The organism is Nocardiopsis algeriensis, from assembly GCF_014203695.1.
Taxonomy (GTDB): domain Bacteria; phylum Actinomycetota; class Actinomycetes; order Streptosporangiales; family Streptosporangiaceae; genus Nocardiopsis; species Nocardiopsis algeriensis.
The window spans coordinates 194,648-219,525 of the sequence record NZ_JACHJO010000008.1 but is presented as its reverse complement, the minus strand read 5'-3'; the positions used below and the strand labels follow the sequence as shown (position 1 = coordinate 219,525).

The following is a 24,878-nucleotide window of genomic DNA, read 5'->3' as shown; positions in this document are numbered from 1 at the left end:
TCGTCGGGCCGGGGACCGGGGCCCGGGCCTCCTCACACCCCGACGAGGCGCCGCCTGCTGCCGTCCCAGGTGAAGTGCAGGGTGGCGATGCCCGGCACGTTCGGGTCGCGCAGGCACTCGTAGATGTTGAGGCTCGGAACACTCGCGAAACAGCCCCACACCCTCTCCGAGGTGAGGACGAAATCCAGGTCCAGCTCGACGAGAAGCCCCAGCAGGCGGCCGTGGGTGGGCTCGTCGACCTTGGCGAAGGCGTCGTCGAGGAGGATGAGCCGGGGCGCCCACGGCGTCCGGGACGCCAGGGCGTCGAAGTGGGCGGCAGCGGCCGCGAACAGGACCAGATAGGCGACGACGCGCTGCTCGCCCTGGCTGAGGGCGGTGCGGTGCCCCAGCCTCCGCTCCGATCCGGTGGCGTCGGTCACGTAGACGGTGAAGGTGAACCAGGAGCGGTAGTCGAGCGCCGAGCGCAGCTGTGCGCCGCCGGTGGCGGTCGGGTCCAGGCGGCGGATCGCCTCGATGCAGCGCCGCAGGGCGTCGCGCAGGCGGGTGGACTGCACCCGGGTGCGCTCCTGGGCTGGCGTGGCCAGGAGCGGGACGACGGCCTCGATGTCGGCACCGGCGTCGGGGGCCAGCCTCCAGTCGAGGCGGACACCGAGCCCGGCCGAGGTGGTGACGTCCTTGAGGACGCCGTTCATGGTGTCGATGAGGGCGCGGGCCTCGTCGATCTGGCGGGCCAGGTGCCCGGCGAGCTCGCCCAGCAGGTGGCGTTCGAAGGCCTCCTCCTCGGCGAGGGCGACGGCCTCCTCCGCGCCGGTGACCGCGGCGGCGATCCGCTCGGCGTAGGCGGTGACGTCGTAGGTGCCGTCCTCGTCGTGGACCGTGAGCCGCTTGAGTCCGCGCGGCTCCGTGAGCTCGGTGCGCGTCTGCGCCCAGCCGACGGAGGTGAGCAGGCGGTGGAGCTCCTCCCGGCTGCCGAGGATGGCGCTGTCGTCGACCTCGGGGACCTCGCCCAGGGCCTCCAGTGCCTCCTCCGTCTGCGCCACGCAGGACTCGAGCAGGGCGAGCGTGCGGTCGCCGCCGCCCTCGCCGCGCGCGGCGAGGTAGGCCGCCACCGGGGAGCCGGGTGCGGCGCAGGCCTCCAGGCCCGCGGCGCCGAGCAGGACGGCGTCGGGGGTGTCCGGCGCGTCGTCCTGTCCGGGGACGGAGACGGCGGCGGCCAGGTCCTCCCCCGCGGCCAGGGTCCGGCGGACCTGCTCGGCCCGTTCCGCGGTGGCGGCGGCCAGGCGGGCCTCGGCGCCGACCCGCTCGTCGCGGGCGCGCTGGGCGGCCCGTTCCAGCTCGGGCAGGCGCCGGGCGGCGTCGTCGGCCCGTTCCCGGACCTGCCGGCGGGCGGCTTCGAGCTGTTCGTCGGAGGCGCCGCGGGCACGGTCCCCGAGTTCGATCTGGCGACGCACGGTGATCATGTCGTCGATGGCGGCGGCGCGGACGTCCTCGGCCAGGACGCGGTCGGCCCGGGACCGGCGCCAGGCGTCGATGTGCCGTTCGTGGTCGGCCAGGACCCAGGCCAGGACCTCGAGGTCGCGCAGGGCGGAGACGAGGAGGACCCGCAGGTGGTCGAGGGCCCGCAGGGCGCTGTCGAGGTCCGCCCGGGCGGTGGGCAGACCGTGCTCGGCGGCGGCCTCGCCGAGACGGGTGCGGATGTCGAGCAGCTCCGCGCGGGCGGCCTCGGCGGCGCGCCGGGCCGTGTCGTGGGAGCGGCGGGCCGCCGCGGTGTCGGACCTGGCGACGTCGAGGGCGGCCCAGGCGCGGACGAGGGGGGCGGGGTCCGGGAGGTCCCGGGCGACCTTCAGGAGCTCGGAGTAGGAGTGCTCCAGGCCCAGGCGCCGCTCGGCGGCCTCGGCGAGGAGGGCCTCGGCGATGGCGATGCGCCGGTCCGTGTTGGCGGACTGGCGGTCGCGGGCGCGCTTGCGTGCGGCCTCGCCGATGTACTCGGGCTCGCTCTTGTCGTGGGCGCCGGAGGCGACACCGAGCCGCCAGCCGCCCGACAGCGACATGGAGCTGACGGTGGCGACGGAGCTGTCGCGGCGGTGCTTGGCCTCGGTGTCGGGGGCGGTCGGGGGCGCGGAGGCGCCCGCGGGGGTGTCGGAGGACAGGGCGATGGAGGAGAGGAGGGTGCGCAGGCTGTCGTGGGGGACGCCGTGTCCGGCGTCGGCCGCGGGGACCAGGACGTCGAGGAGCGTGCGCCCCTTGGCCGTCCGGGCGGGGGTGAGGATCAGGTCGCGGGTGGAGGGGTCGTAGAGGACCCCGTCGGCGCGGATCCATCCCGCGAGGAGCCCGCTGGCCTCCAGGGCGGCCTCCAGGCCTGCCTGTTCGCGGGTGGTGAGGCCGTCGGCGAAGTCGACGGCGAGGTAGAAGGGGATCCCTTCGGCGCCGGGTCGGGGGGCGGTGGCCCAGGCGGGGCGCTCGGGGGCGTGCTCGGCGCTGCGGGCGCGGCGGTCGGTGAGTTCGGCGAGCTCGTCGGAGAGCTGGCCCTCCTCCCCGACGGCGACGTCGCGGCGGGCCCGCAGTTCCTCCAGGAGGGGGTCGACGGCGGCGTGCGCGAGGCGGGCGACGGTGGCGGGGACCTCGGGGTCCAGGACGCGCAGGGAGTCGGTGATGGGCAGTTCGACGCTGCCCTCGAGCTCGTGGACGGCGTCGCCGAGGGCGTGCGCGTGGCTGGAGTCGCGCAGGCGCGCGGTCCAGGCCCGGACCCCGTCGGCGTAGGCACTGCTCTCCCTGCGCAGCGCGGCGACGGCGTCCTGCTCCCGGGTGTGGGCCTGTTCGAGGGCTGCGTCAGCGCTCTCGGCCTCGCTGGTCAGGGCGACGAGGCGGCGGTCGACGGCGGCCTCGGCGGTGGTGAGACCGGTCAGGCGAGCGGCGTTCTCGGAGCGTGCGGCGGCGGCTTCGGACACCGCGGTGAAGCGGTCGTGGAGGCGGCCGAGCCGGTCGCGGAGGTCGTCCAGGTCGATGCCGTCGACGGGTTCGCGCTCGACGGCCTGCTCCAGTCCCTGGAGGTCGACGCGGGTCGTGCTCTCACGCGGGGCGAGGACGGCCGGAACGGGTTCGGGGACCGTGTCCAGGGTCTCGGGGTCGATGCCGGCGGCGACGGCGGCGCGGGAGGCGTCGGTGTGGGTCTGGCGCAGGGCGTCGAGGGCGCGCGTGATGGCCGCGGTGTCCTCGGTGAGGCGTTCGGCGTCGTGCCGCTCGACGCGTTCGGCGTGTTCGGCGGCGACCCAGGTGGCCTCGGCGGCCCGGATGTAGGCACCGACGGCGGCGTCGTAGGCACGGCGCTCGCCCCCGGTCGGCGCGACCCCGCGGACGGAGGCGAGGGTGCCGTCGTCGGCCTCGGCCGTGTCGCGGGTCCGGCGTACCTGGTCGCGCTCCTCGGAGATCTGGCTCTCGGCGGTGATGAGCCGGTCGAGCTCGGCGCGCAGGCGCTCGGTCTCCTCGGTGCGGCGGGTGCAGGCGTCGAGCTGCTCGCGGACCCGGGCGGTGCGGGTGCGCAGGGCACCGACGAGGTAGGCGCGGTAGTCGTCGAGAAACGCGGCGACGCCGGTACCGGCCTCGGTGAGGGCGTCCTTGTCGGCGCGGGCCTGTTCGAGGTCGGTGATGTTGCGGGCGACCTCGTCGAGGACGGCCTCGTCCATGGGCGGCAGTGCCTCGGAGAGGACGCCGACGAGCTCCCCGGCCTCGAGGCGGTCGCCGATGGTGGGACGGCGCAGCCTGTAGAGCAGGTGGATGAGGTTGCGGTAGCGGACGGAGTCGTCGATGCCGAACAGGTCGCGCATGACCCGGGCCCGGTAGGGGACCGCACCGGTGTAGCAGTTGTCCGCACCGATCTCGGAGCGGAGGCGGTCGACGGGCTTGGGGCGGCCGTCGACGACGAGGTCGAGGTCGTGGCCGACCCTGCGCTCGGTGACGAAGAACACGCAGCGGGGGTCGGAGTCGCCGACGGCCATGACGGCGGCGCCCAGGGTCAGATGGCGGGGCGGGGCGCCGGCGGGGCGCTCCCCCTCCTCGACGGCGGCGGGAAGGGCGGCGGCGCCACCCGGGGCGGGGCGCGCGGCGGCGTCCAGGCCGCGGTCGCCGCGGTCGGTGGTGAACTCGACCCAGAGATAGCCGAGACGGCCGGCGGGCCCGCCCTCGTCGGCCCCGCTGTCGGATCCGTCGACTTCCGCGGCCTCGTCGGGGGCGCCGAGCAGGTCGGGGCCGGTGTCCTCGGCGCTCTCGGGACCGCCCGCGCGGGGGGAGTCGGCCATGAGCCAGCGCAGGCTGGTGCGGTTGGTACCGGTGGTGTCCAGGCGCCGGGTGTCACCGTCCAGCAGGAACGGCAGCAGCATCTCCAGGGCCTTGGACTTGCCCGCGCCGTTGCGTCCGCGCAGCAGGAGCCGGCCCTCGGCGAAGTCGAGGACGTGGTCGTCGTACTGCCAGACGTTGCGGATGCCCGCCCGTTCGAGGCGGTAGCGGGGGACGGCCGCGGGCTCAGCCGTCGTCGCCGGGGCCTCGATGGTCTCCTGGGTCTCCACTGGTCGCGCTCACCTTCTCGTTCGCCACCGCTTGCAGCACGGACGCGACCCGGTTCAGGTCGCCTCGGGGGTCGACAGGGGGATGGGGGGAGCCCTCGACGGCACTTCCCGCGCCGCTTGTCCCGGCGAGGTGTGTCCGGCTGTCCTCGTCATTGTCCTGGATCCGGGGGGCGGTGTCGTCCGCTCCGGTTCCGTAGCGGGCGGCGGCCGCGGAAAGCCGCCACCGACCGGGGCCGCCTCGCAGCAGCCCGAGGCCGGCCAGCAGTTCCACTGCCAGCCCCGCGAGGCGGTCGGGGTCGGGGATCTCGATTCCGGCGGTGCGGGCCCACCGCGCCCGCGCCGGGGCATCGGCTCCGCAGAGTGCCTCCAGGGCGGTGTCCAGTTCCCGGTCGGGAACCGGGACGGAGGTGGCGGGGCGACCGGGGTTCAGGCGGCCGGAGAGATGCCGGACCAGGGCCAGGGCCACCTGGCCGACAGGGCCGTCGGAGGGGAAGCCGCCGGGGACCTCGGCCTCGTCGGGCATGATCAGCGCGACGCCCTCGGCACGAACCTCCGCGTCGCATCCCAGCAGGTTGCCGAGCGCCGCCGCGGCCCGCCACTGATGGGCGGCCAGACGTTCGCGCTGGCGGTCGGAGAGGTCCTCCCGGAGGACGACGGCGTGCTCGGCGAGGAGACGGCGCAGGGCGGTCTCGCCCTGCTGGTCGCCGTCGGGGTCAGGGTCGGACGCGGAGGCCAGGAAGGTGTCGGGGTCGTCTGCGGCGCGCGGCAGGTGGACGGCGACGGAGCGCACGGCCTGGGTGTGGGGAAGCAGCTGCGGGTCGGCTTCGGCGTCGGCTGCGTGGTCGGCCACCGTGCCCCCGGTCTCGGTGAGCGCACCGAGACCGACGAGGTGGCTCAGGGCGGCGCAGTAGGCGCGGCGCTCGCCGAGTCCGCGTGCGGGGTCGGCGTCGATTCCCGCGTCGTAGGCCGCCTCTCGCACGAGGGCGGCGAGTTCGCGGGCCGTGGTGGGACCGGTCCGCTCCACCAGGACCGCGAGGACCAGGGCGAGGTAGGTGTGGGTGCGAGGGGTGAAGCGCACCCCGGTGGCCCGGGTGAAGGATGCGCCGGCCGCCGCGGCGGGTCCGCGCTTGACCAGGCGGGCGTGGTCCTCCGCGACGAGGAGCCGGTATCCGAGAACCCGGTGGAAGCGCTGGACGAGCCACTCGGCGTGGGAGCGCACGAGGGCGAACTCGGTGGGTCGGGCGCGCTCGGTCAGCAGCGGATGCGCCATGAGGGCGCGCGCCGCCGCCTGGCGCTCACCGATGAGCGCGGCGTCCTCGCTGTAGACGTCCGTGGTCCTCACCCCCGTGGCAGGTTCCAGGGCCGGTGCGGCCCCAGGTCGAGCGGTCCGGTGTTCCGGTCGTCGGAGTCCGGTGACCGGAGGTTACCCCCGGTCCCCGGGTCCTCGTCCGCCCGTCTCCTCCCCGCCCCCGGGTACGAGGCGGTTCCGCCGAGAAAGGGGAAGCCGCTCGCGGGGGTGGGGGCGGTGTCGGGGTCGGGCGGGGGCTCGGTGTCCGCTCCGCCGGTGTCGTCGGTGTCCTCCCCGGTCGGAGGTCCGGGGGCCGGCTCGGCCGAAGGTTCCGGGTCCGGCTCGGGCCCGGGGTCGGTCTCTCGGCCTTCCGGGGCCTCGGGGGCCTCCTCGGCGGGACCGGTGGCCGGCGCCTCGGGGGTCCCACCGTCCGCGGCACCCTCGGAAACGCTCCCGGGAGCGCCCCCGGCGGGGGTCGCGGGGACCTCTCCGAGCCCCTGCGCGTCCTCGGGGGCCTCCTCGGCGGAGACCTCGGGAACCGGCGGGTCCGGGACGGGTGGGGCGAGGACCGAGGCCTCGAGAACGTGCTGCTCGTAGGGGGTGACGTACAGGCGCAGCCCTTCCAGGGTCAGCTCCCCGCCCTCGCCCTGGACGGTGACCTCCGCGCCCGGGGCGGAGACGATGTGCAGGCGCAGCGCGAACTCCAGGTCGCCGGCCGAGGCGGGGCGGCGGCTCGCGTCGCCGGAGCCGAGAGCCGCGGTGAGGAGCTCCATGAGGACCTCCATCCCCGCACCGGACAGGTCGAGGCGGCTCCGGTGGCCGGTGGGCTCGGAGAGGAGCTCGCGGATCTGCGCGGCGCCCGCCCGGCGCCAGTGGGCGGAGGACTCGGCGGCGTCGCGCAGGCGCGCCTGCTGGGCGCGGTGGTCGCGGACGGGTTCGGGCGGCCGGGTTCCCGGAGGCTCGGCCACGATGCTGCGGTCGGGTTCGGCCTGCCACCAACTCCGGGTGGCTGCGGTCTCGTCGTCGGCCCGGCCGGTCAGGAAGCGGGCAGGGCCCAGGGCATAGGCGGCCCCGGCCAGGGCATCCGCACGTTCGGGCCCGGCCTCCTCGAGCCACGCGGCCAGGCGCAGCAGGGCCGCGCGGCCGTGCCGAGGCGCCGACCGCTCACCGCTCCGTCCGTCGTCGGCGGGATTGCCCGCACGCTGGTTGAGTCCCACAACTCAGCAGAGTAGAGACCTCCCGGGCGCGCCACGCCCGGTTCTGCTCCCTCCGTCTCCGCGAATCTCCCCGATACAGCGCTCTGACCAGGCACAATGGCCTTTTCAGGAACTTTGATGTGATTCTGAGGGGCTACTCACAGAACCCGGTTCAGCGACCGACCGGGACGTCCAGGCGCCCGCCGTCCGCGTCCTCCAGGGCCTGGCGCATCTCCTCGGGCATGTCGTCGTCGTACTCGGTGATCGTGTACTGGGAGAAATAGGGGGTCCCGTCGACCTCCACCGGGTCCGTGAGCTCCACCTCGACGTCGTAGGGGTCGTCCTGGCACCCCTGGTCCAGGCACCAGGAACCCAGGACCTCGCCCTCGCCCCGGGCACGCTCGCCCGACCACTCGTCCCACTCCATGTCGGTGAACGTGGTGAACTCACCGGAGACGTACTCCCGCGGCCTCCGGTCGTCGAAGCCCTCCTCGTCCCCGTACCTGTTGAGGACGTACGCACCCCCGGTGTCCTGCGGGCTCTCCTCGGCCGTCGGAGCACCGCTCTCCTCGGCCTCCGGCTGCACGTCCCTGGTCTCCGAGGGACTCGGCGCCTGTTCCTCCTCCCCGCAGGCCGTGGCCGCCAGCAGCGCCGACGTGCAGAGTCCGATCAGAATGCCGTGCCTCATGGGCACCTCCTCGATGTGGACAATCGCGAAGGAGGCCCCCCGGCTCGTGCCGGAGGGCCTCCGTACCGCTCGGATCCGTCACTCCGGGACTACTGCCCCGGGACGGCCGCTGGTACTAGTGGTAGTCGTGACCACCCTTGTGGTGGCCGTGACCGCCCTTGTGGTGGTGGTCGTCGACGTCCACGTTGGTGTTGGCCGCCACGTTGCCGCAGTGGCCGGTCTCGTTGTAGTTGAGGACCGGGATGTTGAGCGCGATCAGGCCCTCGGCCGAGTTGCTGTTGCAGATGACGGCGCCGTCCTGGACGTTGATGTTCACCTGCTCGTCGCCGCCGTGGTGGTGCTTGCCCGCGAAGGCGGGCGTGGCCACCAGGGCGGAGCCCAGGGCGATTCCGGCGATGGCCGTGGCGGCCATGAACCTGCGCAGCATGTTCGACTCCTAGTCGTCGATGTTGGTGTTCGCGGCGGCGTTGCCGCAGTCACCCGCCTCGTTGTAGTTGAGCAGCGGGATGTTGATGGCGAGGATGCCCTTGGCCGAGTCGCTGTTGCAGACGACGGCGCCGTCCTGGACGTTGATGTTGGCCTGCTCGTCACCCTCGTGGTAGTGCTTGCCGGCGAAGGCGGGGGTGGCCACCAGGGCGGAGCCCAGGGCGATTCCGGCGATGGCGGTCGAAGCCATGATCTTGCGCAGCATGTCTGTTTCCTTCTGAGTCGATGTGGTTCTAGAGGTCCGTGTGACCGCAGTCGCCGGTCTCGTTGTAGTTGAGGATCGGCACGTTGACCGCGATGAGCCCCTTGGCCGAGTCGCTGTTGCAGACGACGGTGCCGTCCTGGATGTTGACGTTCACCTGCTCGTCACCCTCGTGGTGGTGCTTGCCGGCGAAGGCGGGCGTGGCCGCCAGGACGGAGCCCAGGGCGATTCCGGCGACGGCGCCCGCGATGGAGAGCTTGCGCAGCATGTCGGGGGTCTCCTAGTCGTCGATGTTGGTGTTGACCGCGCTGCTGCCGCAGTCGCCGGTCTCGTCGTAGTTCAGGAGCGGGATGTTGACGGCGACCAGGCCCTGGGCCGAGTCGCTGTTGCAGACGATCCCGTCGCCCTGCAGGTTGAGGTTGGCCTGCTCGTCGCTCCCGGCGGAGGCCGGGGAGGCGGCGAGGACGGCGGCGAAGGCGGCACCGGCGACGGCGCCCGCGATCGAGAACTTGCGCAGCATGTCGGGGGTCTCCTAGTCGTCGATGTTGGTGTTGGCCGCAGCCTTGCCGCAGTCGCCGGTCTCGTCGTAGTTGAGGAGCGGGATGTTGACCGCGATCAGGCCCTTGGCCGAGTCGCTGTTGCAGACGACCGCGCCGTCCTGCAGGTTGTAGTTGAGCTGCTCGTCGCTCCCGGCGGAGGCGGGGGAGCCGGCGAGGACAGCGGTGAGAGCAGCACCAGCGATGGCGCCGGCAATGCCGAACGTGCGCAGCATTGAATTACCCTTCAAATGTCTTTGATCTGTTTCGCGGCCGGACATGTCGCCAGGACCAACTGATGTCTGATGCCGGCTGGGACGCCCACGCCTTTCCGCCCTCACCTTGCGGTGGGACGGGCGCGGTAAACCCGGTTATTTCCACTTCCGGAGCACCGGGTACAACCACGCCGACGTGAATGCGATCCCCAGGAGGGATGCGCCCGCAGCGGCACCGGCGACCAGGTCAACAGCTGCCTTCTTCTTTGTCGCTACACCTTTGAAACAGATCGGGTGTTGACGGAAAAAGACTCAGGCGCTCTTGCACCTGCATCGCGGTGGACTGGTTTCATCATTAACCGGAGCACAGCCGTTGTCAACGCCGAAACCCAAGGAATCTGTTTGTCCGGAATGAATACATAGGAGTTTTGCGAGAGGGTTCATCCGGAACCCTTTCTCCCCCTTTTTCGCGCGTTCCCCGCATTCGCGCAGCCCCCGCCCCGGCCCGGAATCCGCCTCACCGGCCCCGGCCGCCGCGTCCCGAATCCCGTCCGGAACCGCGCTTTCCGCGGCCGCGGGACTCCGCAGCTCCTCCTGGTGTGACCTGCGCCACTCTCACGCCCGATGCGCCCCTGGCCGCCCCCGGACATGCGAAAGGCCCCGGTACCGGCGTATACCGGTACCGGGGCCTCTCCCCGTGTGGCAGGTGAAGGATTCGAACCTTCGAAGGCTAAGCCGACGGATTTACAGTCCGCTCCCATTGGCCGCTCGGGCAACCTGCCTGGGCTGCGGCGGCGGTGTCCGCCGCGTCGCATGAACGAGAATAGCGGATGATCGGGCAGAACCTGAAATCGATGCGCCGGACGCGTCCCCCGCGGGCTGTTCCGGGCACCCTGAGCTGGGCGCGGCTAAGCTCTGAAGCCGTGCCCGCACCGGGGTTCCGGGGCGGGACGACGACCACACGGGCGTCCCCCGGACGCCCGCAGAAGAGACATAGCGGGGTGTGAGCGAACGTGGCTGCCGAATCCAGCTTCGACATCGTGTCCAAACTCGACCGCCAGGAGGTCGACAACGCCCTGAACCAGGCGGGCAAGGAGCTCTCCCAGCGCTTCGACTTCAAGGGCACCGGGACCACCATCACGTGGCAGGGCGAGGACGTCGAGATCCGCAGCTCCTCCGAGGAACGCGCCCTCGCCGCTCTGGAGGTGTTCAAGGAGAAGCTGGTCAAGCGCAAGCTGTCCCTGAAGATCCTCGACGCCGCCGACGAGCCCAAGTTGTCCGGCAAGGAGTACCGCCTCCCGGTCGCCCTCAAGGAGGGCATCACCTCCGAGGACGCCAAGAAGATCTCCAAGCTGATCCGCGACGAGGGACCCAAGGGCGTCAAGGCGCAGATCCAGGGTGACGAGCTGCGCGTCAGCTCCAAGAAGAAGGACGACCTCCAGGCGGTCCAGAACCTGGTCAAGGAGAAGGACCTCGACCTGGCCCTCCAGTTCGTCAACTACCGGTAGCGGGTCTTCCACGGCACGCGCCGGCGGCCGCCCCTTCCCGGGGCCGGCCGCCGGCGCGTGTCAGCCTTCCAGATCCCACTCACGGCGCAGCGCGTGCAGGCGCCGGATCCGCTCCCGCACCGGCGGGTGGGCGGAGAACAGGCGCGCCGTCCCGTAGGGGTAGGGGTTCGTGGTCATCAGGTGCGCCGCGGGCAGGAGTGTCCTGCGCCTGGGCAGCGGGTAGCGCCGCGCGTCGGCCTCCAGCCGGTCCAGCGCGTCGGCGAGCGCGAGGGGGTCCCCGGTGGTCCTCGCCGCCTGCTCGTCGGCCCTGAACTCGCGCCGTCGACCCACCCCGCACACGAGGACGAGTCCCGCCAGCGGAGCCAGCACCGCCAGCAGGAGCCCGCCCAGCAGCTCGGGCACGTCGCCGTCCTCGGAGTCGCCCAGGGGCAGCAGGAAGCCGATCGCGCTCAGCGCCGCGAGCACACCCGTCAGAATCACCGCCACCGATCCCGTGAGCGTGTCCCGGGCCCGGATGTGGGCCAGCTCGTGGGCGATCACTCCGCGCAGCTCGCGCTCGCCGAGTGTCTGCAGCAGACCCGTGGTGCAGCACAGGGCGGCGCGGCGGGGGCTGTGCCCCGTGGCGAAGGCGTTCGGGGAGCGGATCGGCGAGAGGTACAGCCGGGGCATCGGCTGGCGCGCCGCCGTCGCCAGTTCCCGGACCATCCTGTACAGCTCGGGGCGCTCGATCTCGCCGACCGGCCGGGCCCGCATCACCCGCAGCGCCAGCGACTCGCCGAAGAGGTGGACCAGGACCGCTGCGCACACCACCACGCTCACGGCGTACTGGAGACCCTTGCTCCCGGCGCACAGCCAGCCGCCCGCGAGGACGAGCGCCGAGACACCGGTGAACAGGCCGACCGCGCGGACCGCGTTGACGTGCACGCCACCACCTCCTCGATCAGGCCCATCACGAATGCGTACATGGTGCCCAACGTGCGGGTCGGTACCGCACGTTCCCCGAGTGAACGGGTATCGGTCACACCCCGCGAAAGCGACCTCCGTCTCTCATCTGTATGACAATCGACACCCGGCGTCGGTCCGTGCCGCGCGACGGCCTATAGTGCGGGCGTGGGCCCCATCGCTTCCGCGCGGCAGGCCGTCCGCGGTGCTCCCTCCGCAGGAGCCCTCCGAGAGCCGGACGCGCAGCACACGCTCCACCGGGTTGGCGCATCCGGCGGGGCGGGAGCCCATGTCCCGGTCCCCGTGTCTGGTGACCTGCCAGTGGACCTCGCCCGGTCCCGGGGATGACACCCGCGAGCGCCGCCGCCTCCACGACCGGCGGCCGAGGAGGTCGTCGATCTCAGTGGCCAAACAGATCGAGCAGCTCGACCGCGTCGTCATTCGCTTCGCCGGGGACTCCGGCGACGGAATGCAGCTGACGGGCGACCGCTTCACCCAGGAGACCGCGTCGTTCGGCAACGACCTGTCGACCCTGCCCAACTTTCCGGCGGAGATCCGCGCGCCGGCCGGCACGCTTCCGGGCGTCTCCAGTTTCCAGCTGCACTTCGCCGACCACGACATCGTGACCCCCGGCGACGCCCCCGACGTGCTCGTGGCGATGAACCCGGCCGCGCTCAAGGCCAACCTGGCCGATCTGCCGCGCGGCGCGACCGTGATCGCCAACACCGACGAGTTCACGAGGCGGAACCTGGCCAAGGTGGGCTACGCCTCCGATCCGCTCACCGACGGGACCCTGGACGCCTACAAGGTGAGCGCCGTCCCGCTGACCTCCATGACCGTGGCGGCGCTGTCGGGGTCGGACATCTCGAAGAAGGACGCCGAGCGGGCCAAGAACATGTTCGCCCTCGGTCTCCTGTCATGGATGTACAACCGGCCGACGGAGGGCACGACCTCGTTCCTGAAGTCCAAGTTCGCCGGCAAGCCGGACATCCTCGCGGCCAACCTCACGGCCTTCCAGGCGGGATGGAACTTCGGCGAGACCACCGAGGACTTCGCCGTCTCCTACGAGATTCGGCCCGCCCGCCTCCCGGAGGGCACCTACCGCAACATCACGGGGAACCTGGCCACCGCCTACGGGCTCATCGCCGGCTCCCGGCGGTCGGGGCTGCCCCTGTTCCTCGGCTCGTACCCGATCACGCCGGCCTCGGACATCCTGCACGAACTGTCCCGGCACAAGAACTTCGGCGTGCGCACGTTCCAGGCCGAGGACGAGATCGCCGGTGTCGGCGCCGCCCTCGGCGCCTCCTTCGGCGGGGCCCTCGGTGTGACCACCACCTCGGGGCCCGGCATGGTGCTCAAGCAGGAGGCTGTCGGCCTGGCCGTGATGACGGAGCTGCCGCTGGTGATCGTCGACGTGCAGCGGGCCGGGCCGAGCACCGGCATGCCCACCAAGACCGAGCAGACCGACCTCCTGATGGCCCTGTTCGGGCGCAACGGCGAGTCGCCCCTGCCGGTGGTGGCGCCCTCCTCCCCCGCCGACTGCTTCGCCACCGCGCTGGAGGCGGTCCGGTTGGCGGTCACCTACCGCACGCCGGTGGTCGTGCTGTCCGACGGCTACCTGGCCAACGGTTCCGAGCCGTGGCGCATCCCCGAGGTCTCGGAACTGCCGGAGATCGAGCCGGACCTGGCCACCGGACCCAACGGCCCCGACGGCGCGTTCCTGCCCTACAGGAGGGACGGGGAGACCCTCGCCCGTCCGTGGGCGGTCCCGGGCACACCGGGGCTGGAGCACCGGATCGGCGGTATCGAGAAGCACGCGGAGACCGGTGACATCTCCTACAGCCCGGACAACCACGACCTGATGGTGCGCACCCGCCAGGCCAAGATCGACGCCATCGCCCGGGACGTCCCGGAACTGGAGGTGGACGACCCGAGCGGCGAGGCCCGGGTGCTGGCGCTGGGCTGGGGCGGCACCTACGGGTCGATCACCGCGGCGGTGCGCCGGGTGCGGCGGGCGGGGGGCCGGGTGGCCCAGGCCCATCTGCGCCACCTCAACCCCTTCCCGGCCAACCTGGGCGAGGTACTGCGCCGCTACGACCGCGTGGTGGTGCCCGAGATCAACCTGGGCCAGCTGTCGCTGCTGCTGCGCGGCAGGTACCTGGTCGACGTCATCGGCTACAACAAGGTGCGCGGGCTGCCGTTCAAGGCGGAGGAACTGGCGGCCGTGCTGCAGGAGGTCATCGACCGTGACTGAGAACACGAACGGCGCCCGCGGCCTCGCGGGACTGAAGCTGGTGCCGAAGACCGACACGCCCTACAAGGCCAAGGACTTCAAGTCCGGCCAGGAGGTGCGCTGGTGCCCGGGCTGCGGCGACTACGCGATCCTGGCCGCCTTCCAGTCCTTCCTGCCGGAACTGGGCGTGCCCCGCGAGAACGTCGTCATCGTGTCGGGGATCGGCTGCTCGTCGCGCTTCCCCTACTACCTGAGCACCTACGGCATCCACTCGATCCACGGGCGGGCCCCGGCGATCGCCACGGGGCTGGCCACCAGCCGGCCCGACCTGTCGGTGTGGGTGATCACGGGTGACGGCGACGGGCTGTCCATCGGCGGCAACCACCTCATCCACGCGCTGCGCCGCAACGTGAACATCAACATCCTGCTGTTCAACAACCGGATCTACGGGCTGACCAAGGGCCAGTACTCCCCCACCTCCGAGGCCGGCAAGATCACCAAGTCGTCGCCGGCGGGGTCGCTGGACCAGCCGTTCAACCCGGTGTCGCTGGCGCTGGGCGCGGAGGCGACGTTCGTCGCGCGGTCGGTCGACTCCGACCGCAAGCATCTGACGTCGGTGCTGCGTGCCGCCGCCGACCACCCTGGCGCCTCCTTCGTGGAGATCTACCAGAACTGCCCCATCTTCAACGACGACGCGTTCGAACCCTTGAAGGACCCCGGGGCCAGGGACGCCCGGCTGCTGCGGCTGGAGCACGGCGAACCGCTGCGGGCGGGGCCCGACCGGGGCGTGGTGGCGGGGGAGCTCGGCGGCCTGGAGGTCGTCGACACGGCGTCGGTGGGCGAGGACCGGCTGGTCCGCCACGACGCGCACCGGGAGGACCCGGGGTACGCGTTCGCGCTGTCGCGGCTCGACCAGCCCGCGTTCGAGCACGTGCCGATCGGTGTGTTCCGCGACGTGCGCCGCCCCGCCTACGACGAGCTGGTCAACGAGCAGGTCGCCGACGCGCGCGCCGAGCAGGGCGACGGCGAGCTGGCCGCCCTCCTCTCGGGCGGGGACACGTGGACCGTGGGCCCGGACGTGTCCGACGGACCCACGGCGTAGGCGTACCGGCGCGGAGGCCGGGGGCGCCCCCGGCCTCCGCGCCGCTGTCGCGCGCCGGACGGGTCGTCCCGCGGCAGCGGCCCCGGGCCCGGGGTTCGGGCGTGCGGGGTCCTCGGGGGCTAGGCTGCGCACATGCGTATTGTCATCGCCGGGGGGCACGGGAAGATCGCGCTGCGGCTGGCCAGGCTGCTGGCCGACCGCGGGGACCGGCCCGTCGCCCTCATCCGCAACCCCGACCACGCCCAGGACGTCACGGAGGCGGGCGCCGAGCCCGCGGTGATCGACCTGGAGAAGGCCACCGTCACCGAGCTGGCCGAGAAGATCATGAACGCCGACGCCGTCGTGTTCGCCGCCGGCGCGGGCCCGGGCAGCGGAGCCGCCCGCAAGGAGACCGTCGACCACAAGGCCGCCGTGCTCACGGCCGACGCCGCTTCCCTCGCGGGTGTGCGCCGTCTGATCCAGATCTCGGCCATCGGCGTGGACAACCCGCTGCCCGAGGGCAGCGAGGAGGTGTGGGCGGCCTACGTCGAGGCCAAGCGCGCCGCCGACGCCGACCTGCGCGAGCGGACGCTGGAGCTGGACTGGACGATCCTGCGCCCGGGGGCCCTCACCGACGACCCCGGCACCGGGAAGGTGGACCTGGGCGAGGAGGTCGGCCGGGACTCGGTGACCCGCGACGACGTCGCCGCGGTGATCGTCGCGCTTCTGGACGAACCGGGAACGGTCGGCAAGGTTCTCAACCTGGTGAACGGTGAGACGCCCGTCGTCGAGGCCGTCCGCGCAGCCGCCTCCCGGTAGGAGGCCGACCGGAAACACCGGCGGTGGGGCCGGAGGGGCTCGGTCCGGTGGCCGCGAAGGCCCACCCGGTCCGGGCCCCGCTCCGCTGTGGTCAGGAGCTCCCGCAGAAGGCATCATGGGAGGTGGAACCCTGCGGTGTCCCGCCACTTCGGACGCGGATGACCGGGTGGTTGCCCGACGGGTACAAGAGCTCTGTCCAGAGCAGATGGGTACGGTTATTCATGAGCGTCACGCAGGTCGTGAGGGACAGCACGGTTGTCGAGCACGCCAAGGTCGCCGCGCAGCAGAAACGGCGGATGTTCATCGTCCAGCTGGACGTCAACGCCTACGACGAGGCCTCCAGCAAGCTGCGCCCCGGCCTGACGCGCATCCTGGAGGGGATCGAGGAGGCCGGGTGGCGCCTGGACCTCGTCACGCCCGGCGAGGACGGCGAGCAGAAGTCCATGCGGATGTTCCTCTTCCGCCCCGACCCGGAGTCGCACGGGGGCGAGGCCGCGGACAAGAAGGAGGCCGTCCAGCAGCCGGACCCGACCGGACAGCAGCAGGCCTACCCGCAGCACGGCGTCCAGCAGCCCCAGGACCCGTACGCGGGCTACGGGCAGCAGCAGGGCTACGCCCAGCAGCAGTATCCGGGCTACGACCAGCAGCAGTACCCCGGCTACGGGCAGCAGCCCGGGTACGGACAGCAGCCGGGCTACGGCCAGCAGTACCCGGGTTACGGGCAGCAGCAGGGCTGGTAGCACCTGTGTGAGGGGCCCGCACGCCGGTGCGGGTCCCTCGTCACGTTCCGCAGGGAGTCTCGGGCACGCCCTCCACCGGGTCCGCCGCCAGGCGGGCGTGCGTGCCCGTGTCGAAGCGCTCGCCGCCGTGGAGGAGCTTCTCCCGCTCGATCCCCTCGGGCCGGAACCCGGCCCGGCACGCGACCAGGCACGAGCCGGGGTTGTTCAGCCGGTGGCCGAGCTCCAGCCGGTACAGGTCCAGTTCCCCGAACGCCAGGTCCGCCGCCAGGCGGGCGCCCGCTGTGGCCGCTCCCCTGCCCCGCGCTTCGGCGTGCGTCCAGTACGACACCCACCCCACGCCGTGCCGGCGGCTCGTCACCGCGACCTGTACGTGGCCCAGCGGAGGGCCGTCGCCCTCCACGACCGCCAGCGCCAGCGCCTCCCCCTGCTCACCGAGCTCACGGCAGCGGTCGATCCAGGCCAGCGCCTCTTCCCGGGTGGCGGGCACCTGCGGGGCCTGCCGTGCGAGTTCGGGTTCGGCGAAGGCCGACAGCAGCCTCTCCGCGTCGGCCGGCTCCCACGCCCTCAGTCGGTACACCGCGGTTCCCCTTCCCGGGGATGTCACGGACCACCCCGTGTGATACGTCTTCTCCGTCATGACGATCGATGCCTTCGAGGAGCACCGCTCCCTGCTGACCGGGGTCGCCTACCGCATCCTGGGCACCATGGCCGACGCCGAGGACGTGGTCCAGGAGACCTGGCTGCGCTGGTCCTCCGCGGACCGGACGGATGTCGACGACCCGCGCGCCTACCTTGTCACGATCGCCTCCCGGCTGGCCGTCGACCGGCTGCGCAGCGCCCGCTCCCGACGGGAGTCCTACGTGGGCGAGTGGCTGCCCGAACCGGTGAGCGACCTGCCCGACGGCGCGGACAGCGCCGAGCTCGCCGACTCGGTCGAGTTCGCGCTCCTGGTGGTCCTGGAGACGCTCAGTCCCCTGGAGCGGGCGGTGTTCGTCCTCCGCGAGGCCTTCCAGATGCCCTATGCCGAGATCGCCCGCGTCATCGGGCGCGGCGAGGCAGCCACCCGGCAGTTGTCCCGGCGGGCCAGGGAGCACGTGCACGAGCGGCGGCCCCGGTTCGAGGCCGACCGGGCCGTGCGGCGCCGGATCACCGAGCGGTTCCTCAAGGCCTGTCTGGAGGGCGATCTGGAGGGGCTCACGGGGATGCTCGCCGCCGACGCCACGCTCGTCGGCGACGGCGGAGGCAGGGTGCGGGCCCCTCTGCGGGTCCTGTCGGGCGCGGCGAAGGTCGTCCGGTTCCTCATCGCGCTGCCCGCCAACGCGGCCCGCTACCTGGAGCAGTTCGGCCTGCCCGGGGACACCCCGCTCCGCGTGGAGGTCACCGAGGTCAACGGGTCCCCCGCCGGAACGGTCTCGGCGGGCGGCCGCGTGGTCTCGACCGTCGTCCTGGACGTGGCCGACGACCGGGTCCGGCACGTGTACGTCGTCTCCAACCCGGACAAGACCACCCGGATACAGGTACCCGGTCCGTCCTAGGGCGTGTGGAAGGGGTGCGGGGACGCGGAAGCGGCCGGGAGAAGCCCCCGGCCGCCGGCCTGCGCACTTGGTGCTAAAGGCGGTTCTTGAGCAGCTGCTTCACGCGTTCCGCGCGCTCCCGGTCCTGCTTCTGGATCTGGGTGAAGAACTCGGCGAGCTCCGTGTCGCCCTTCTCCTGCGCGTCACGGATGTAGCGCTCGGCCGTGTCGGCCTCCTGAAGCACGTGGTAGAGCACGCTGACGATGTCGTAGTGGGCGTCCCGCACTCCGGTCGCCTGCTGTCCTGTGGCCATGCCGCCTCCTCTCGCGTCCGGTGGCGTTCACGTACACCACCACACCTGCCACAGGACCGGGGAGGCAAACAGCCTCCTCCGTAAATCTCTCCTCCGGGGGCCGGTCGGAGGTCCAGCTCCAGCTGCGGTTCGCGAGGTCGAACAGGACCAGGAGCACCACGATCACCCCAGGGGCCGGAACTCCCCGACCGGGCTGCGGAGCACATCGCGTCCCGCATCATCGCCTCGTCGTCGGTCGGCAGCGCCCGGATCGCACCGTCCATCCCAGATGACGGGTTCTTTCACCACTCCGCTTGATTTTTCTCTTCTGTTTCGGTGCGGCGATGAGTTCGCGCCGCCGCCGGAGTCCTTCCCTGCAAGCCCCGGCCGGACGAGCCGGCCGGGCGGACACGGAACGGAGCGATGGCCATGGCCGACACGCACACCCTGCGCACATCCGACGGGACGCTGTACTACGAGGTGCGCGGCGAAGGTCCCGTCCTCGTGCTCGCGGGCGCACCCATGGGCGCCGGGGAGTTCGCCCCTGTGGCGGACCTGCTCGCAAGGGACCGCACCGTCGTCACACACGACCCTCGGGGTGTCTCCCGCAGTCCCCTCGACGATCCCGAGCAGGACTCCACGCCCGAGCTGCGCGCCGATGACGTCGTTGCGCTCCTGGACGCCCTCGGCGCGGAATCGGCGGACGTGCTCGGCTCCAGCGGCGGCGCGGTGACCGCACTGGCGCTGGCCGAGAGGTACCCGAACCGGGTCCGCACGGTCGTGGCCCACGAGCCGCCCCTGCTGGAGCTGCTGCCCGACGCCGCCGAGCAGCGCACCGCGACGGAGGACATCGTCGAGACCTACCACCGGGAGGGTGTGCCCGCGGCCTGGGCCAAGTTCATGGGCAACGCCGGATTCCCGGTGGAGGAGGGCGAGGACACAGGGGCCGCAGCGGAGCCCTCGGAGCAGCTGCTGGCCGACAGCGCCCACTTCTTCGCCCACCAGCTGCTGGCCACCACCCTGTACATGCCCCGCATCGACACCCTGCGCAGCGGCCCCGCCCGAATCGTGGTCGGTGTCGGTGCGGATTCCGGGCCCTTGACCACCGCGCGGTCCTCCGCTGCCCTGGCGGACCTGCTCGGCACCGCTCCGGTCACCTTCCCCGGCGGACACGGCGGTTTCACCGACGACCCCGAGGGCTTCGCTGCCGTGCTGCGCACAGTCCTGGGGTCCTGGGCCTCACCGGAGTGAAACCCCCTGGATCGGGCCCGGGAGGGGCGGGGGTACCCTCGGTCGAGCCAGTCGTACTCCACTTCGTGGAGCAGGGAACCCGGTGGGAATCCGGGACTGACGCGCAGCGGTGAGGGTGACGGGCGGAGCAAGGCAGCCACTGGAGCATCGCTCCGGGAAGGCGCTCCGCACCGGTCGATCCCGAGTCCGAAGACCTGCTGGCACTGGCGGTGACGGGCCGCCAGGTCATCCGCGGACCCCGCGAACGGGTCCCTGACCCGAAGGACGCGCATGTCCCCGACCGGTTCCCCATCCCCCCTCCGCACCCGGCGCGACCGCTGCCCCGGCGCCCTGCGCCCCTGGCCCGCCGACGACGGGCTGCTGGTCCGGCTCCGGCTCGTCGGCGGCCGGCTCCCCGCCCGCTCGCTGAGCGCCCTGGCCGCCGTGGCCGACGAGTACGGCGACGGCCGGATCCATGTCACCGGCCGGGCCAACCTGCAGCTGCGCGCCCTGCCCGGGCACGGCGGGTCAGGGCAGGCGTCCGCCGAACACGCCCTGGCTCCCGGGGTGCTCCGGGCTCTTGAGGGAACGGGCCTGCTGCCCTCGCCCACCCATGAACTGGTCCGCAACGTGATGGTCTCCCCGGGGCGATGGCGGGCCGACCTGCGGCCCGTTGCCGCCGCGCTGGACGAGCTGCTGTGCGCCGCTCCGCACCGCGCCGCTCTCCCCGGGCGCTTCCTGTTCGTCCTGGACGACGGACGCGGTGACCTGATCGAGCGCTCCTGCGACCTGGGGCTCGTCGCCCTCGACGAGCATGTCGCCCAGCTGAGGATCGGGGAGGGCTGGGGCCCGCTGACGCCGCTCGGCGAGGCCGCCGCCGCGCTCATACGGTTCGCCGACGAGTTCCTGGCGCGGCGCGGCGACGGTCCCACCGCGCCGTGGCACGTCGCCGAACTCCCGTCGCCGCCGGCCGACCCGGTGCCACCGGACCCACGGCTGCCGGATCCCGCACCGCCGCTGCCGTACGGCCCGCTGCCCGGAGGCGGACGGCATGTCCCCGTCCCCGGCGACGGCCTGGACCGATCCGCCGCCGAAGCACTCGCCGAGGAGGCGCTCGCCGCCGGACCCGGCGAGCTCGTCGTCACGCCGTGGCGCGGCGTTCTTGTTCCCGGAGGAACACAGTGACCGTTCCGAGCCGGCCGAACCGGCACTACGAGTACATCGACGACGGGCCCGCCATCTACGCCGACTCCTTCGCCGTCATTCGGCGCGAGGCCCGGCTCGGCCACCTGCCCGCCAACGCGGAACGGCTCGCCGTGCGGATGATCCACGGCACCGGCCAGGTCGACCTCGCCGACGACCTGGTGATCCATCCCGATCTGGTCCCCGCAGCGCGCGCCGCCCTCCAGGCCGGTGCGCCGATCCTGTGCGACGCCGGCATGGTGGCCGCCGGCGTGACCGCGAGCCGACTGCCGCGCGGCAACGAGGTGCTCTGCTTCCTCGGCGACGGGCGGGTCCCCGCCCTCGCCCGGGAATGGGGCACCACCCGCACCGCGGCCGCGGTGTCCCTGTGGGAGCCGCTGCTCGACGGCGCCGTGGTCGCCGTCGGCAACGCGCCCACCGCCCTCTTCCACCTGCTGGAGATGCTGGCCGACGGCGCACCGCGCCCGGCCGCGATCGTCGGCTGCCCGGTCGGCTTCGTCGGCGCCGCCGAGTCCAAGCAGGCACTGACGGAATTCGCCGGCCGATACGGCATCGACGTCCCCTACGTGACCGCTCGCGGCCGCCGCGGGGGTTCCGCGATGACCTCCTCGGCCCTCAACGCACTTGCCAAGGAGGAGGAGTGACCGGCCGTTTCCACGGCGTCGGCGTCGGCCCGGGGGATCCCGAGCTGATCACCCTCAAGGCGGCCGGGCTCATCGCCGGGGCCGACGTCGTCGCCTACCACGCCGGCGTCGGCAAGGAGTCCAACGCCCGCCGCATCGCCGAGGGCCTGATTCCGGACTCGGCGATCGAGGAGCAGCTCACCTATCCGGTGACCACCGGTACGACCGGCCATCCGGGCGGCTACGCGGGGGCGCTGGCCGACTTCTACGAGGAGTCCGCCGCACGGCTGGCCGCCCACCTCGACGCCGGCCGCGACGTCGTCCTGCTCTCCGAGGGCGATCCGCTGTTCTACGGGTCGTACATGTACATGCACGACCGGCTGTCCGAGCGGTACGCGACCGAGATCGTGCCCGGGGTTCCGGCGTTCACCGCCGCCACGGCCGCCGCGGCGGCCCCGCTGGCCCGGCAGACCGACGTGCTCACCGTGCTGCCCGGCACCCTGCCCGAACCGGAACTGGCCCGCCGCCTGGCGGACACCGACGCGGCCGTGGTCATGAAGCTGGGCCGGACCTTCCCTGCCGTCCGCCGCGCCCTGGAGGCGGCCGGGCGGCTGGAGCACGCGGTGTACGTGGAGCGCGCCTCGATGGACGGGGAGCGGCGGCTGCCGGTCGCGGAGGTCGACCCGGAGACGGTGCCCTACTTCTCCCTGGTGCTGGTCACCGGTGACAGCCGCAACGGCAAGCGGTCCCGGCAAAGAGGCACGGCGACGCCGACGGCCCCGGAGCCCGCTGGACCGGCGGCCGAACTGCTGGTCGTCGGCCTGGGCCCCGGTCCCGGGCACTGGCTCACCCCCGAGGCCTCCGAGGCGCTCGCCGGGGTGGACCACGTGGTGGGCTACGCCCCCTACGTCGACCGAGTCCCGCAGCGCCCCGGGCTCACCCGGCACGCCTCCGGCAACACCGTCGAACTCGAACGCGCCCGGCTCGCCCTGGACCTGGCCAGGCGCGGCGAACGTGTCGCCGTGGTCTCCGGCGGGGACGCCGGTGTCTTCGGGATGGCCACCGCCGTGTTCGAGGCTGCCGAGGATCCCGTGTACCAGGACGTGCCCGTCCGGGTGCTGCCGGGTGTCAGCGCCGTTCAGGCGGTCGCGGCCCGGGCCGGTGCTCCCGTCGGCGGCGACTTCGCGGTGATGAGCCTCTCGGACCGCCTCAAGCCGTGGGAGGTGGTCGAGCGGCGGCTGCGCGCCGTCGCCGAGGCCGACCTGGCGCTGGCCGTCTACAACCCGGCTTCCCGGTCCCGGACCGAGCAGATCGCCACCGCCCGCCGGATCCTGCTGGAGCACCGGAAGCCCGACACCGTGGTCGTCGTCGGCCGGGACATCGGCCGGGACGGCGAGTCCCTGACGGTGACCACGCTCGACGGACTCGACCCGGCCGGCGTCGACATGCGCTGCCTGCTGATCGTCGGTGCGTCCGGGACCCGGGTCTCCCGGGCGGGCCGTGTCTGGACCCCGCGGTGGGTGAAGCCGTGACCGTGCATTTCGTGGGGGCGGGGCCCGGCGCCGCAGATCTGCTGACGGTCCGCGCCACGCGGATGCTCGCCGGGGCCGACGTGGTGCTGTATCCCGGCACGTACCTGGACCCGGCGGTCCTCACCCACTGCGCGCCCGGCGCCGAACTGGTGGACACCCAGGGGTTGGACCTCGACCGCATCACAGCCCGTCTCGTCGCCGCGCACGCCGCGGGCCGGGACGTCGTACGGCTCACCTCCGGCGACCCGTCGCTCTACTCGGCGCTCGCCGAGCAGACCCGCCGGCTCGACGCACACGGCGTCCCGTGGGACGTCACGCCCGGGGTGCCCGCGTACGCGGCCGCCTCGGCGCTGGCGGGGCGAGAGCTGACCGTGCCGCTGGTGGCCCAGTCGGTGGTGCTGACCCGGACCCGGGCCCGCTCGACCGCGATGCCGGCCACGGAGTCACTGTCCGCGTTCGCGGCGACCCGGGCCACGCTGGTGCTGCACCTGGCGATCACGCGGGTGCGGGAGCTGATGGCGGAGATCGAACCCGAGTACGGTGCCGACTGCCCGGTCGTCGTCGTCCACCGGGCCAGCCAGCCGGGCGAGTCGGTGCTGCGCGGCACTGTCGCCACCATCGCCGACGCGGTGGAGGAGGCCGGGTTCCGGCAGGCCGCGGTGATCCTGGTGGGGCGGGCGCTCGACCCCGGGACGGGCGGTGAGTCCTACCTCTACGATCCGGCCCGCCCCCGGGTCAGCGGCCGACCGCCAGGAACCACTGGGTGACCGTACGGGCGGGCGTCCAGCCGGTGAACGTGCCGATGGGCGCGGTGGTCTCGACGGCGATGCGGGTCAGCTCCCCTCCGTGGCGCCGGTAGGCGTCCGCGAGCAGCTGCTCGGTCTCCAGCGTCACACCGTGCACCACGAGTCTCCCTCCCCACCGCAGCGCCCGCAGGCAGGTGTCGAGCACGCCCGGCCGGGACGCGCCGCCGCCGACGAACACCGCGTCGGGCGCGTGCAGTCCGGCCAGTGCGTCCGGTGCGCGTCCGGTGACCACGTGCAGCCCGGGGACACCGAGGGCGCCCGCGTTGCGGCTGATCCGCTCGGCCCGTTCGGCATTCGCCTCCACCGCCGTGGCGGTGCAGGTCGGGTGGGCCCGCATCCACTCGATGCCGACCGAGCCCGCACCCGCGCCCACGTCCCACAGGTGCTCCCCCGGCGAGGGCGCCAGCCGGGCCAGTGCCGAGGCGCGCAGGTCCCTCTTGGTCAGCTGGCCGTCGTGTTCGAACGCGTCGTCGGGCAGCCCCGGGGCCAGGCCGTACCCGGGCGGGCCGACCAGCTCCAGAGCCAGCACGTGCAGCGCGGGCACCGCTTCGGGAGGGGTCGCCGGCCAGTCGTCCGCCGTGGTCTCCAGGCGGGACTCCGAGTCCGCACCCAGGTCACCCAGTACGGTCATGCGGCTGGCGCCGTAGCCGGCGCCGACCAGCAGGGCGGCGACCGCTTCGGGCGTGCCCCCGTCGGAGGAGAGCACCAGGACGCGGTGGCCGGGCGCCAGCTGCCGCAGCAGCAGGCGGGGGTCGCGCCCGACCAGGCCCACCACCGCGCAGCGTTCCGCGGGCCAGCCCATCCGGGCACGGGCCAGGGCGACCGAGGAGACGGCCGGCTCCACCCGCACGGCGTCCGCGCCCAGCAGCTCGATCAGCGTGGTGCCGACACCGGACACCAGGGGGTCGCCGGAGGCGAGGGCCACCGCGGGGACGCCGTCGAGGGAGGCGAGCAGTGCCGGCAGTCCCTCCCGCAGAGGAGAGGGCCAGGCCTCGCGGCGCTGCCCGGGCACATCCGGCAGCATCGCCAGATGCCTGCGGCCGCCCAGCACCGCACCAGCGTCCAGGACGAGCCGGCGCAGCCGCTCGGGCATGCCGGACCAGCCGTCGGCGCCGATGCCGACAACGGTGATCCCTGACTCGGGGGGAGGGGGAGAGGCGGCCTTCATGTCCCTGACGCTAT

Annotated in this window: 24 protein-coding genes, 1 tRNA gene and 1 riboswitch; of the genes, 11 read left to right on the top strand and 14 right to left on the bottom strand. The window is 73.0% G+C overall.

What is annotated here, in order from left to right:
* Positions 1-32: 32 nt before the first annotated feature.
* The 10 genes from FHS13_RS14555 to FHS13_RS14510 all read right to left on the bottom strand — a co-directional run bounded on the left by FHS13_RS14555 (position 33) and on the right by FHS13_RS14510 (position 9,955).
* Positions 33-4,562, bottom strand: a complete 4,530-nt coding sequence (locus FHS13_RS14555) for a TIGR02680 family protein (RefSeq protein ID WP_184292430.1) — start codon at positions 4,560-4,562, stop codon at positions 33-35.
* Positions 4,519-5,904 (bottom strand): TIGR02678 family protein, encoded by a 1,386-nt coding sequence (locus FHS13_RS14550; RefSeq protein ID WP_343065035.1) that lies wholly within the window; start codon positions 5,902-5,904, stop codon positions 4,519-4,521. Before FHS13_RS14550 ends, FHS13_RS14555 begins: the two co-directional genes overlap by 44 nt.
* Entirely contained in the window at positions 5,901-7,067 is a 1,167-nt protein-coding gene (locus FHS13_RS14545; RefSeq protein ID WP_184292429.1) for a DUF2397 family protein, read from the bottom strand. The genes FHS13_RS14550 and FHS13_RS14545 overlap by 4 nt, the downstream gene beginning before the upstream one ends.
* Before the next feature lie 151 nt (positions 7,068-7,218).
* Positions 7,219-7,734, bottom strand: coding sequence for an NADPH-dependent FMN reductase family protein (locus tag FHS13_RS14540; protein WP_184292428.1), 516 nt, complete (start codon positions 7,732-7,734; stop codon positions 7,219-7,221).
* Between the two features lie 115 nt (positions 7,735-7,849).
* Positions 7,850-8,161, bottom strand: coding sequence for a hypothetical protein (locus FHS13_RS14535; protein WP_184292427.1), 312 nt, complete (start codon positions 8,159-8,161; stop codon positions 7,850-7,852).
* Positions 8,162-8,170: 9 nt separating this feature from the next.
* A complete protein-coding gene (locus FHS13_RS14530; RefSeq protein ID WP_184292426.1) occupies positions 8,171-8,425 on the bottom strand; it encodes a hypothetical protein in 255 nt (84 codons plus the stop codon).
* 28 nt (positions 8,426-8,453) lie between these two features.
* On the bottom strand, positions 8,454-8,690 hold the full coding sequence (locus FHS13_RS14525; protein WP_184292425.1) for a hypothetical protein: 237 nt from the start codon (positions 8,688-8,690) through the stop codon (positions 8,454-8,456).
* A gap of 12 nt (positions 8,691-8,702) precedes the next feature.
* Complete coding sequence (locus tag FHS13_RS14520; protein ID WP_184292424.1) at positions 8,703-8,942, bottom strand: hypothetical protein; 240 nt, start codon at positions 8,940-8,942, stop codon at positions 8,703-8,705.
* Positions 8,943-8,954: 12 nt separating this feature from the next.
* Entirely contained in the window at positions 8,955-9,194 is a 240-nt protein-coding gene (locus FHS13_RS14515) for a hypothetical protein (RefSeq protein WP_184292423.1), read from the bottom strand.
* A 679-nt stretch (positions 9,195-9,873) separates the two neighbouring features.
* Positions 9,874-9,955: transfer RNA gene (locus FHS13_RS14510), tRNA-Tyr, on the bottom strand.
* Between the two features lie 231 nt (positions 9,956-10,186).
* On the opposite strand from FHS13_RS14510, the gene FHS13_RS14505 reads away from it, so the two are divergent.
* Positions 10,187-10,681 (top strand): YajQ family cyclic di-GMP-binding protein, encoded by a 495-nt coding sequence (locus FHS13_RS14505; RefSeq protein WP_184292422.1) that lies wholly within the window; start codon positions 10,187-10,189, stop codon positions 10,679-10,681.
* A gap of 60 nt (positions 10,682-10,741) precedes the next feature.
* Here the strand turns inward: FHS13_RS14505 and FHS13_RS14500 are convergent, their stop codons facing one another.
* Positions 10,742-11,605 (bottom strand): M48 family metalloprotease, encoded by an 864-nt coding sequence (locus tag FHS13_RS14500; RefSeq protein WP_184292421.1) that lies wholly within the window; start codon positions 11,603-11,605, stop codon positions 10,742-10,744.
* A 421-nt stretch (positions 11,606-12,026) separates the two neighbouring features.
* Here FHS13_RS14500 and FHS13_RS14495 point away from each other — a divergent pair, with 421 nt between their 5' ends.
* The 4 genes from FHS13_RS14495 to FHS13_RS14480 all read left to right on the top strand — a co-directional run bounded on the left by FHS13_RS14495 (position 12,027) and on the right by FHS13_RS14480 (position 16,496).
* Positions 12,027-13,877 (top strand): 2-oxoacid:acceptor oxidoreductase subunit alpha, encoded by a 1,851-nt coding sequence (locus FHS13_RS14495; RefSeq protein ID WP_184292420.1) that lies wholly within the window; start codon positions 12,027-12,029, stop codon positions 13,875-13,877.
* Entirely contained in the window at positions 13,870-14,958 is a 1,089-nt protein-coding gene (locus tag FHS13_RS14490; RefSeq protein ID WP_184292419.1) for a thiamine pyrophosphate-dependent enzyme, read from the top strand. The genes FHS13_RS14495 and FHS13_RS14490 overlap by 8 nt, the downstream gene beginning before the upstream one ends.
* A 132-nt stretch (positions 14,959-15,090) precedes the next feature.
* Entirely contained in the window at positions 15,091-15,756 is a 666-nt protein-coding gene (locus FHS13_RS14485; protein ID WP_184292418.1) for an SDR family oxidoreductase, read from the top strand.
* A gap of 221 nt (positions 15,757-15,977) precedes the next feature.
* Positions 15,978-16,496 carry a hypothetical protein gene (locus tag FHS13_RS14480; RefSeq protein WP_184292417.1) on the top strand — a complete coding sequence of 173 codons (519 nt, stop codon included), beginning with the start codon at positions 15,978-15,980 and terminating at the stop codon, positions 16,494-16,496.
* A 40-nt stretch (positions 16,497-16,536) separates the two neighbouring features.
* On the opposite strand, the gene FHS13_RS14475 is transcribed toward FHS13_RS14480, so the two are convergent.
* Positions 16,537-17,073, bottom strand: coding sequence for a GNAT family N-acetyltransferase (locus FHS13_RS14475; RefSeq protein ID WP_184292416.1), 537 nt, complete (start codon positions 17,071-17,073; stop codon positions 16,537-16,539).
* 58 nt (positions 17,074-17,131) lie between these two features.
* Here FHS13_RS14475 and sigJ point away from each other — a divergent pair, with 58 nt between their 5' ends.
* Entirely contained in the window at positions 17,132-18,031 is a 900-nt protein-coding gene (gene sigJ / locus FHS13_RS14470) for an RNA polymerase sigma factor SigJ (protein WP_184292415.1), read from the top strand.
* Between the two features lie 73 nt (positions 18,032-18,104).
* Here the strand turns inward: sigJ and FHS13_RS14465 are convergent, their stop codons facing one another.
* Positions 18,105-18,323: a hypothetical protein gene (locus tag FHS13_RS14465; RefSeq protein WP_184292414.1), complete on the bottom strand. Its 219-nt coding sequence runs from the start codon at positions 18,321-18,323 to the stop codon at positions 18,105-18,107.
* Positions 18,324-18,731: 408 nt separating this feature from the next.
* Between FHS13_RS14465 and FHS13_RS14460 the strand changes: the two genes are divergently transcribed.
* The 5 genes from FHS13_RS14460 (at position 18,732) to FHS13_RS14440 (ending at position 23,657) form a co-directional block, all read left to right on the top strand.
* The gene (locus FHS13_RS14460; protein WP_184292413.1) at positions 18,732-19,553 is read left to right on the top strand and encodes an alpha/beta fold hydrolase; all 822 of its coding nucleotides are present in this window, start codon (positions 18,732-18,734) and stop codon (positions 19,551-19,553) included.
* A 31-nt stretch (positions 19,554-19,584) separates the two neighbouring features.
* Positions 19,585-19,769, top strand: a riboswitch (cobalamin riboswitch).
* 54 nt (positions 19,770-19,823) lie between these two features.
* Complete coding sequence (locus FHS13_RS14455) at positions 19,824-20,717, top strand: nitrite reductase (RefSeq protein WP_184292412.1); 894 nt, start codon at positions 19,824-19,826, stop codon at positions 20,715-20,717.
* Entirely contained in the window at positions 20,714-21,379 is a 666-nt protein-coding gene (locus tag FHS13_RS14450) for a precorrin-8X methylmutase (RefSeq protein ID WP_184292411.1), read from the top strand. Before FHS13_RS14455 ends, FHS13_RS14450 begins: the two co-directional genes overlap by 4 nt.
* Positions 21,376-22,890, top strand: coding sequence for a precorrin-2 C(20)-methyltransferase (locus FHS13_RS14445; RefSeq protein ID WP_184292410.1), 1,515 nt, complete (start codon positions 21,376-21,378; stop codon positions 22,888-22,890). The genes FHS13_RS14450 and FHS13_RS14445 overlap by 4 nt, the downstream gene beginning before the upstream one ends.
* Positions 22,875-23,657 (top strand): SAM-dependent methyltransferase, encoded by a 783-nt coding sequence (locus FHS13_RS14440; protein ID WP_184292409.1) that lies wholly within the window; start codon positions 22,875-22,877, stop codon positions 23,655-23,657. Before FHS13_RS14445 ends, FHS13_RS14440 begins: the two co-directional genes overlap by 16 nt.
* On the opposite strand, the gene cbiE is transcribed toward FHS13_RS14440, so the two are convergent.
* Positions 23,626-24,864 (bottom strand): precorrin-6y C5,15-methyltransferase (decarboxylating) subunit CbiE, encoded by a 1,239-nt coding sequence (gene cbiE / locus FHS13_RS14435; RefSeq protein WP_184292408.1) that lies wholly within the window; start codon positions 24,862-24,864, stop codon positions 23,626-23,628. The genes FHS13_RS14440 and cbiE overlap by 32 nt on opposite strands.
* Positions 24,865-24,878 lie beyond the last annotated feature (14 nt).

Bases quoted from the DNA above. Each gene is read 5' to 3' on its own strand.
- FHS13_RS14540 (WP_184292428.1), bottom strand. From the start codon at position 7,734: ATGAGGCACGGCATTCTGATCGGACTCTGCACGTCGGCGCTGCTGGCG.
- FHS13_RS14535 (WP_184292427.1), bottom strand. From the start codon at position 8,161: ATGCTGCGCAGGTTCATGGCCGCCACGGCCATCGCCGGAATCGCCCTG.
- FHS13_RS14530 (WP_184292426.1), bottom strand. From the start codon at position 8,425: ATGCTGCGCAAGATCATGGCTTCGACCGCCATCGCCGGAATCGCCCTG.
- FHS13_RS14525 (WP_184292425.1), bottom strand. From the start codon at position 8,690: ATGCTGCGCAAGCTCTCCATCGCGGGCGCCGTCGCCGGAATCGCCCTG.
- FHS13_RS14520 (WP_184292424.1), bottom strand. From the start codon at position 8,942: ATGCTGCGCAAGTTCTCGATCGCGGGCGCCGTCGCCGGTGCCGCCTTC.
- FHS13_RS14515 (WP_184292423.1), bottom strand. From the start codon at position 9,194: ATGCTGCGCACGTTCGGCATTGCCGGCGCCATCGCTGGTGCTGCTCTC.
- FHS13_RS14485 (WP_184292418.1), top strand. From the start codon at position 15,091: ATGCGTATTGTCATCGCCGGGGGGCACGGGAAGATCGCGCTGCGGCTG.
- FHS13_RS14480 (WP_184292417.1), top strand. From the start codon at position 15,978: ATGAGCGTCACGCAGGTCGTGAGGGACAGCACGGTTGTCGAGCACGCC.
- sigJ (WP_184292415.1), top strand. From the start codon at position 17,132: ATGACGATCGATGCCTTCGAGGAGCACCGCTCCCTGCTGACCGGGGTC.
- FHS13_RS14465 (WP_184292414.1), bottom strand. From the start codon at position 18,323: ATGGCCACAGGACAGCAGGCGACCGGAGTGCGGGACGCCCACTACGAC.
- FHS13_RS14460 (WP_184292413.1), top strand. From the start codon at position 18,732: ATGGCCGACACGCACACCCTGCGCACATCCGACGGGACGCTGTACTAC.
- FHS13_RS14455 (WP_184292412.1), top strand. From the start codon at position 19,824: ATGTCCCCGACCGGTTCCCCATCCCCCCTCCGCACCCGGCGCGACCGC.
- cbiE (WP_184292408.1), bottom strand. From the start codon at position 24,864: ATGAAGGCCGCCTCTCCCCCTCCCCCCGAGTCAGGGATCACCGTTGTC.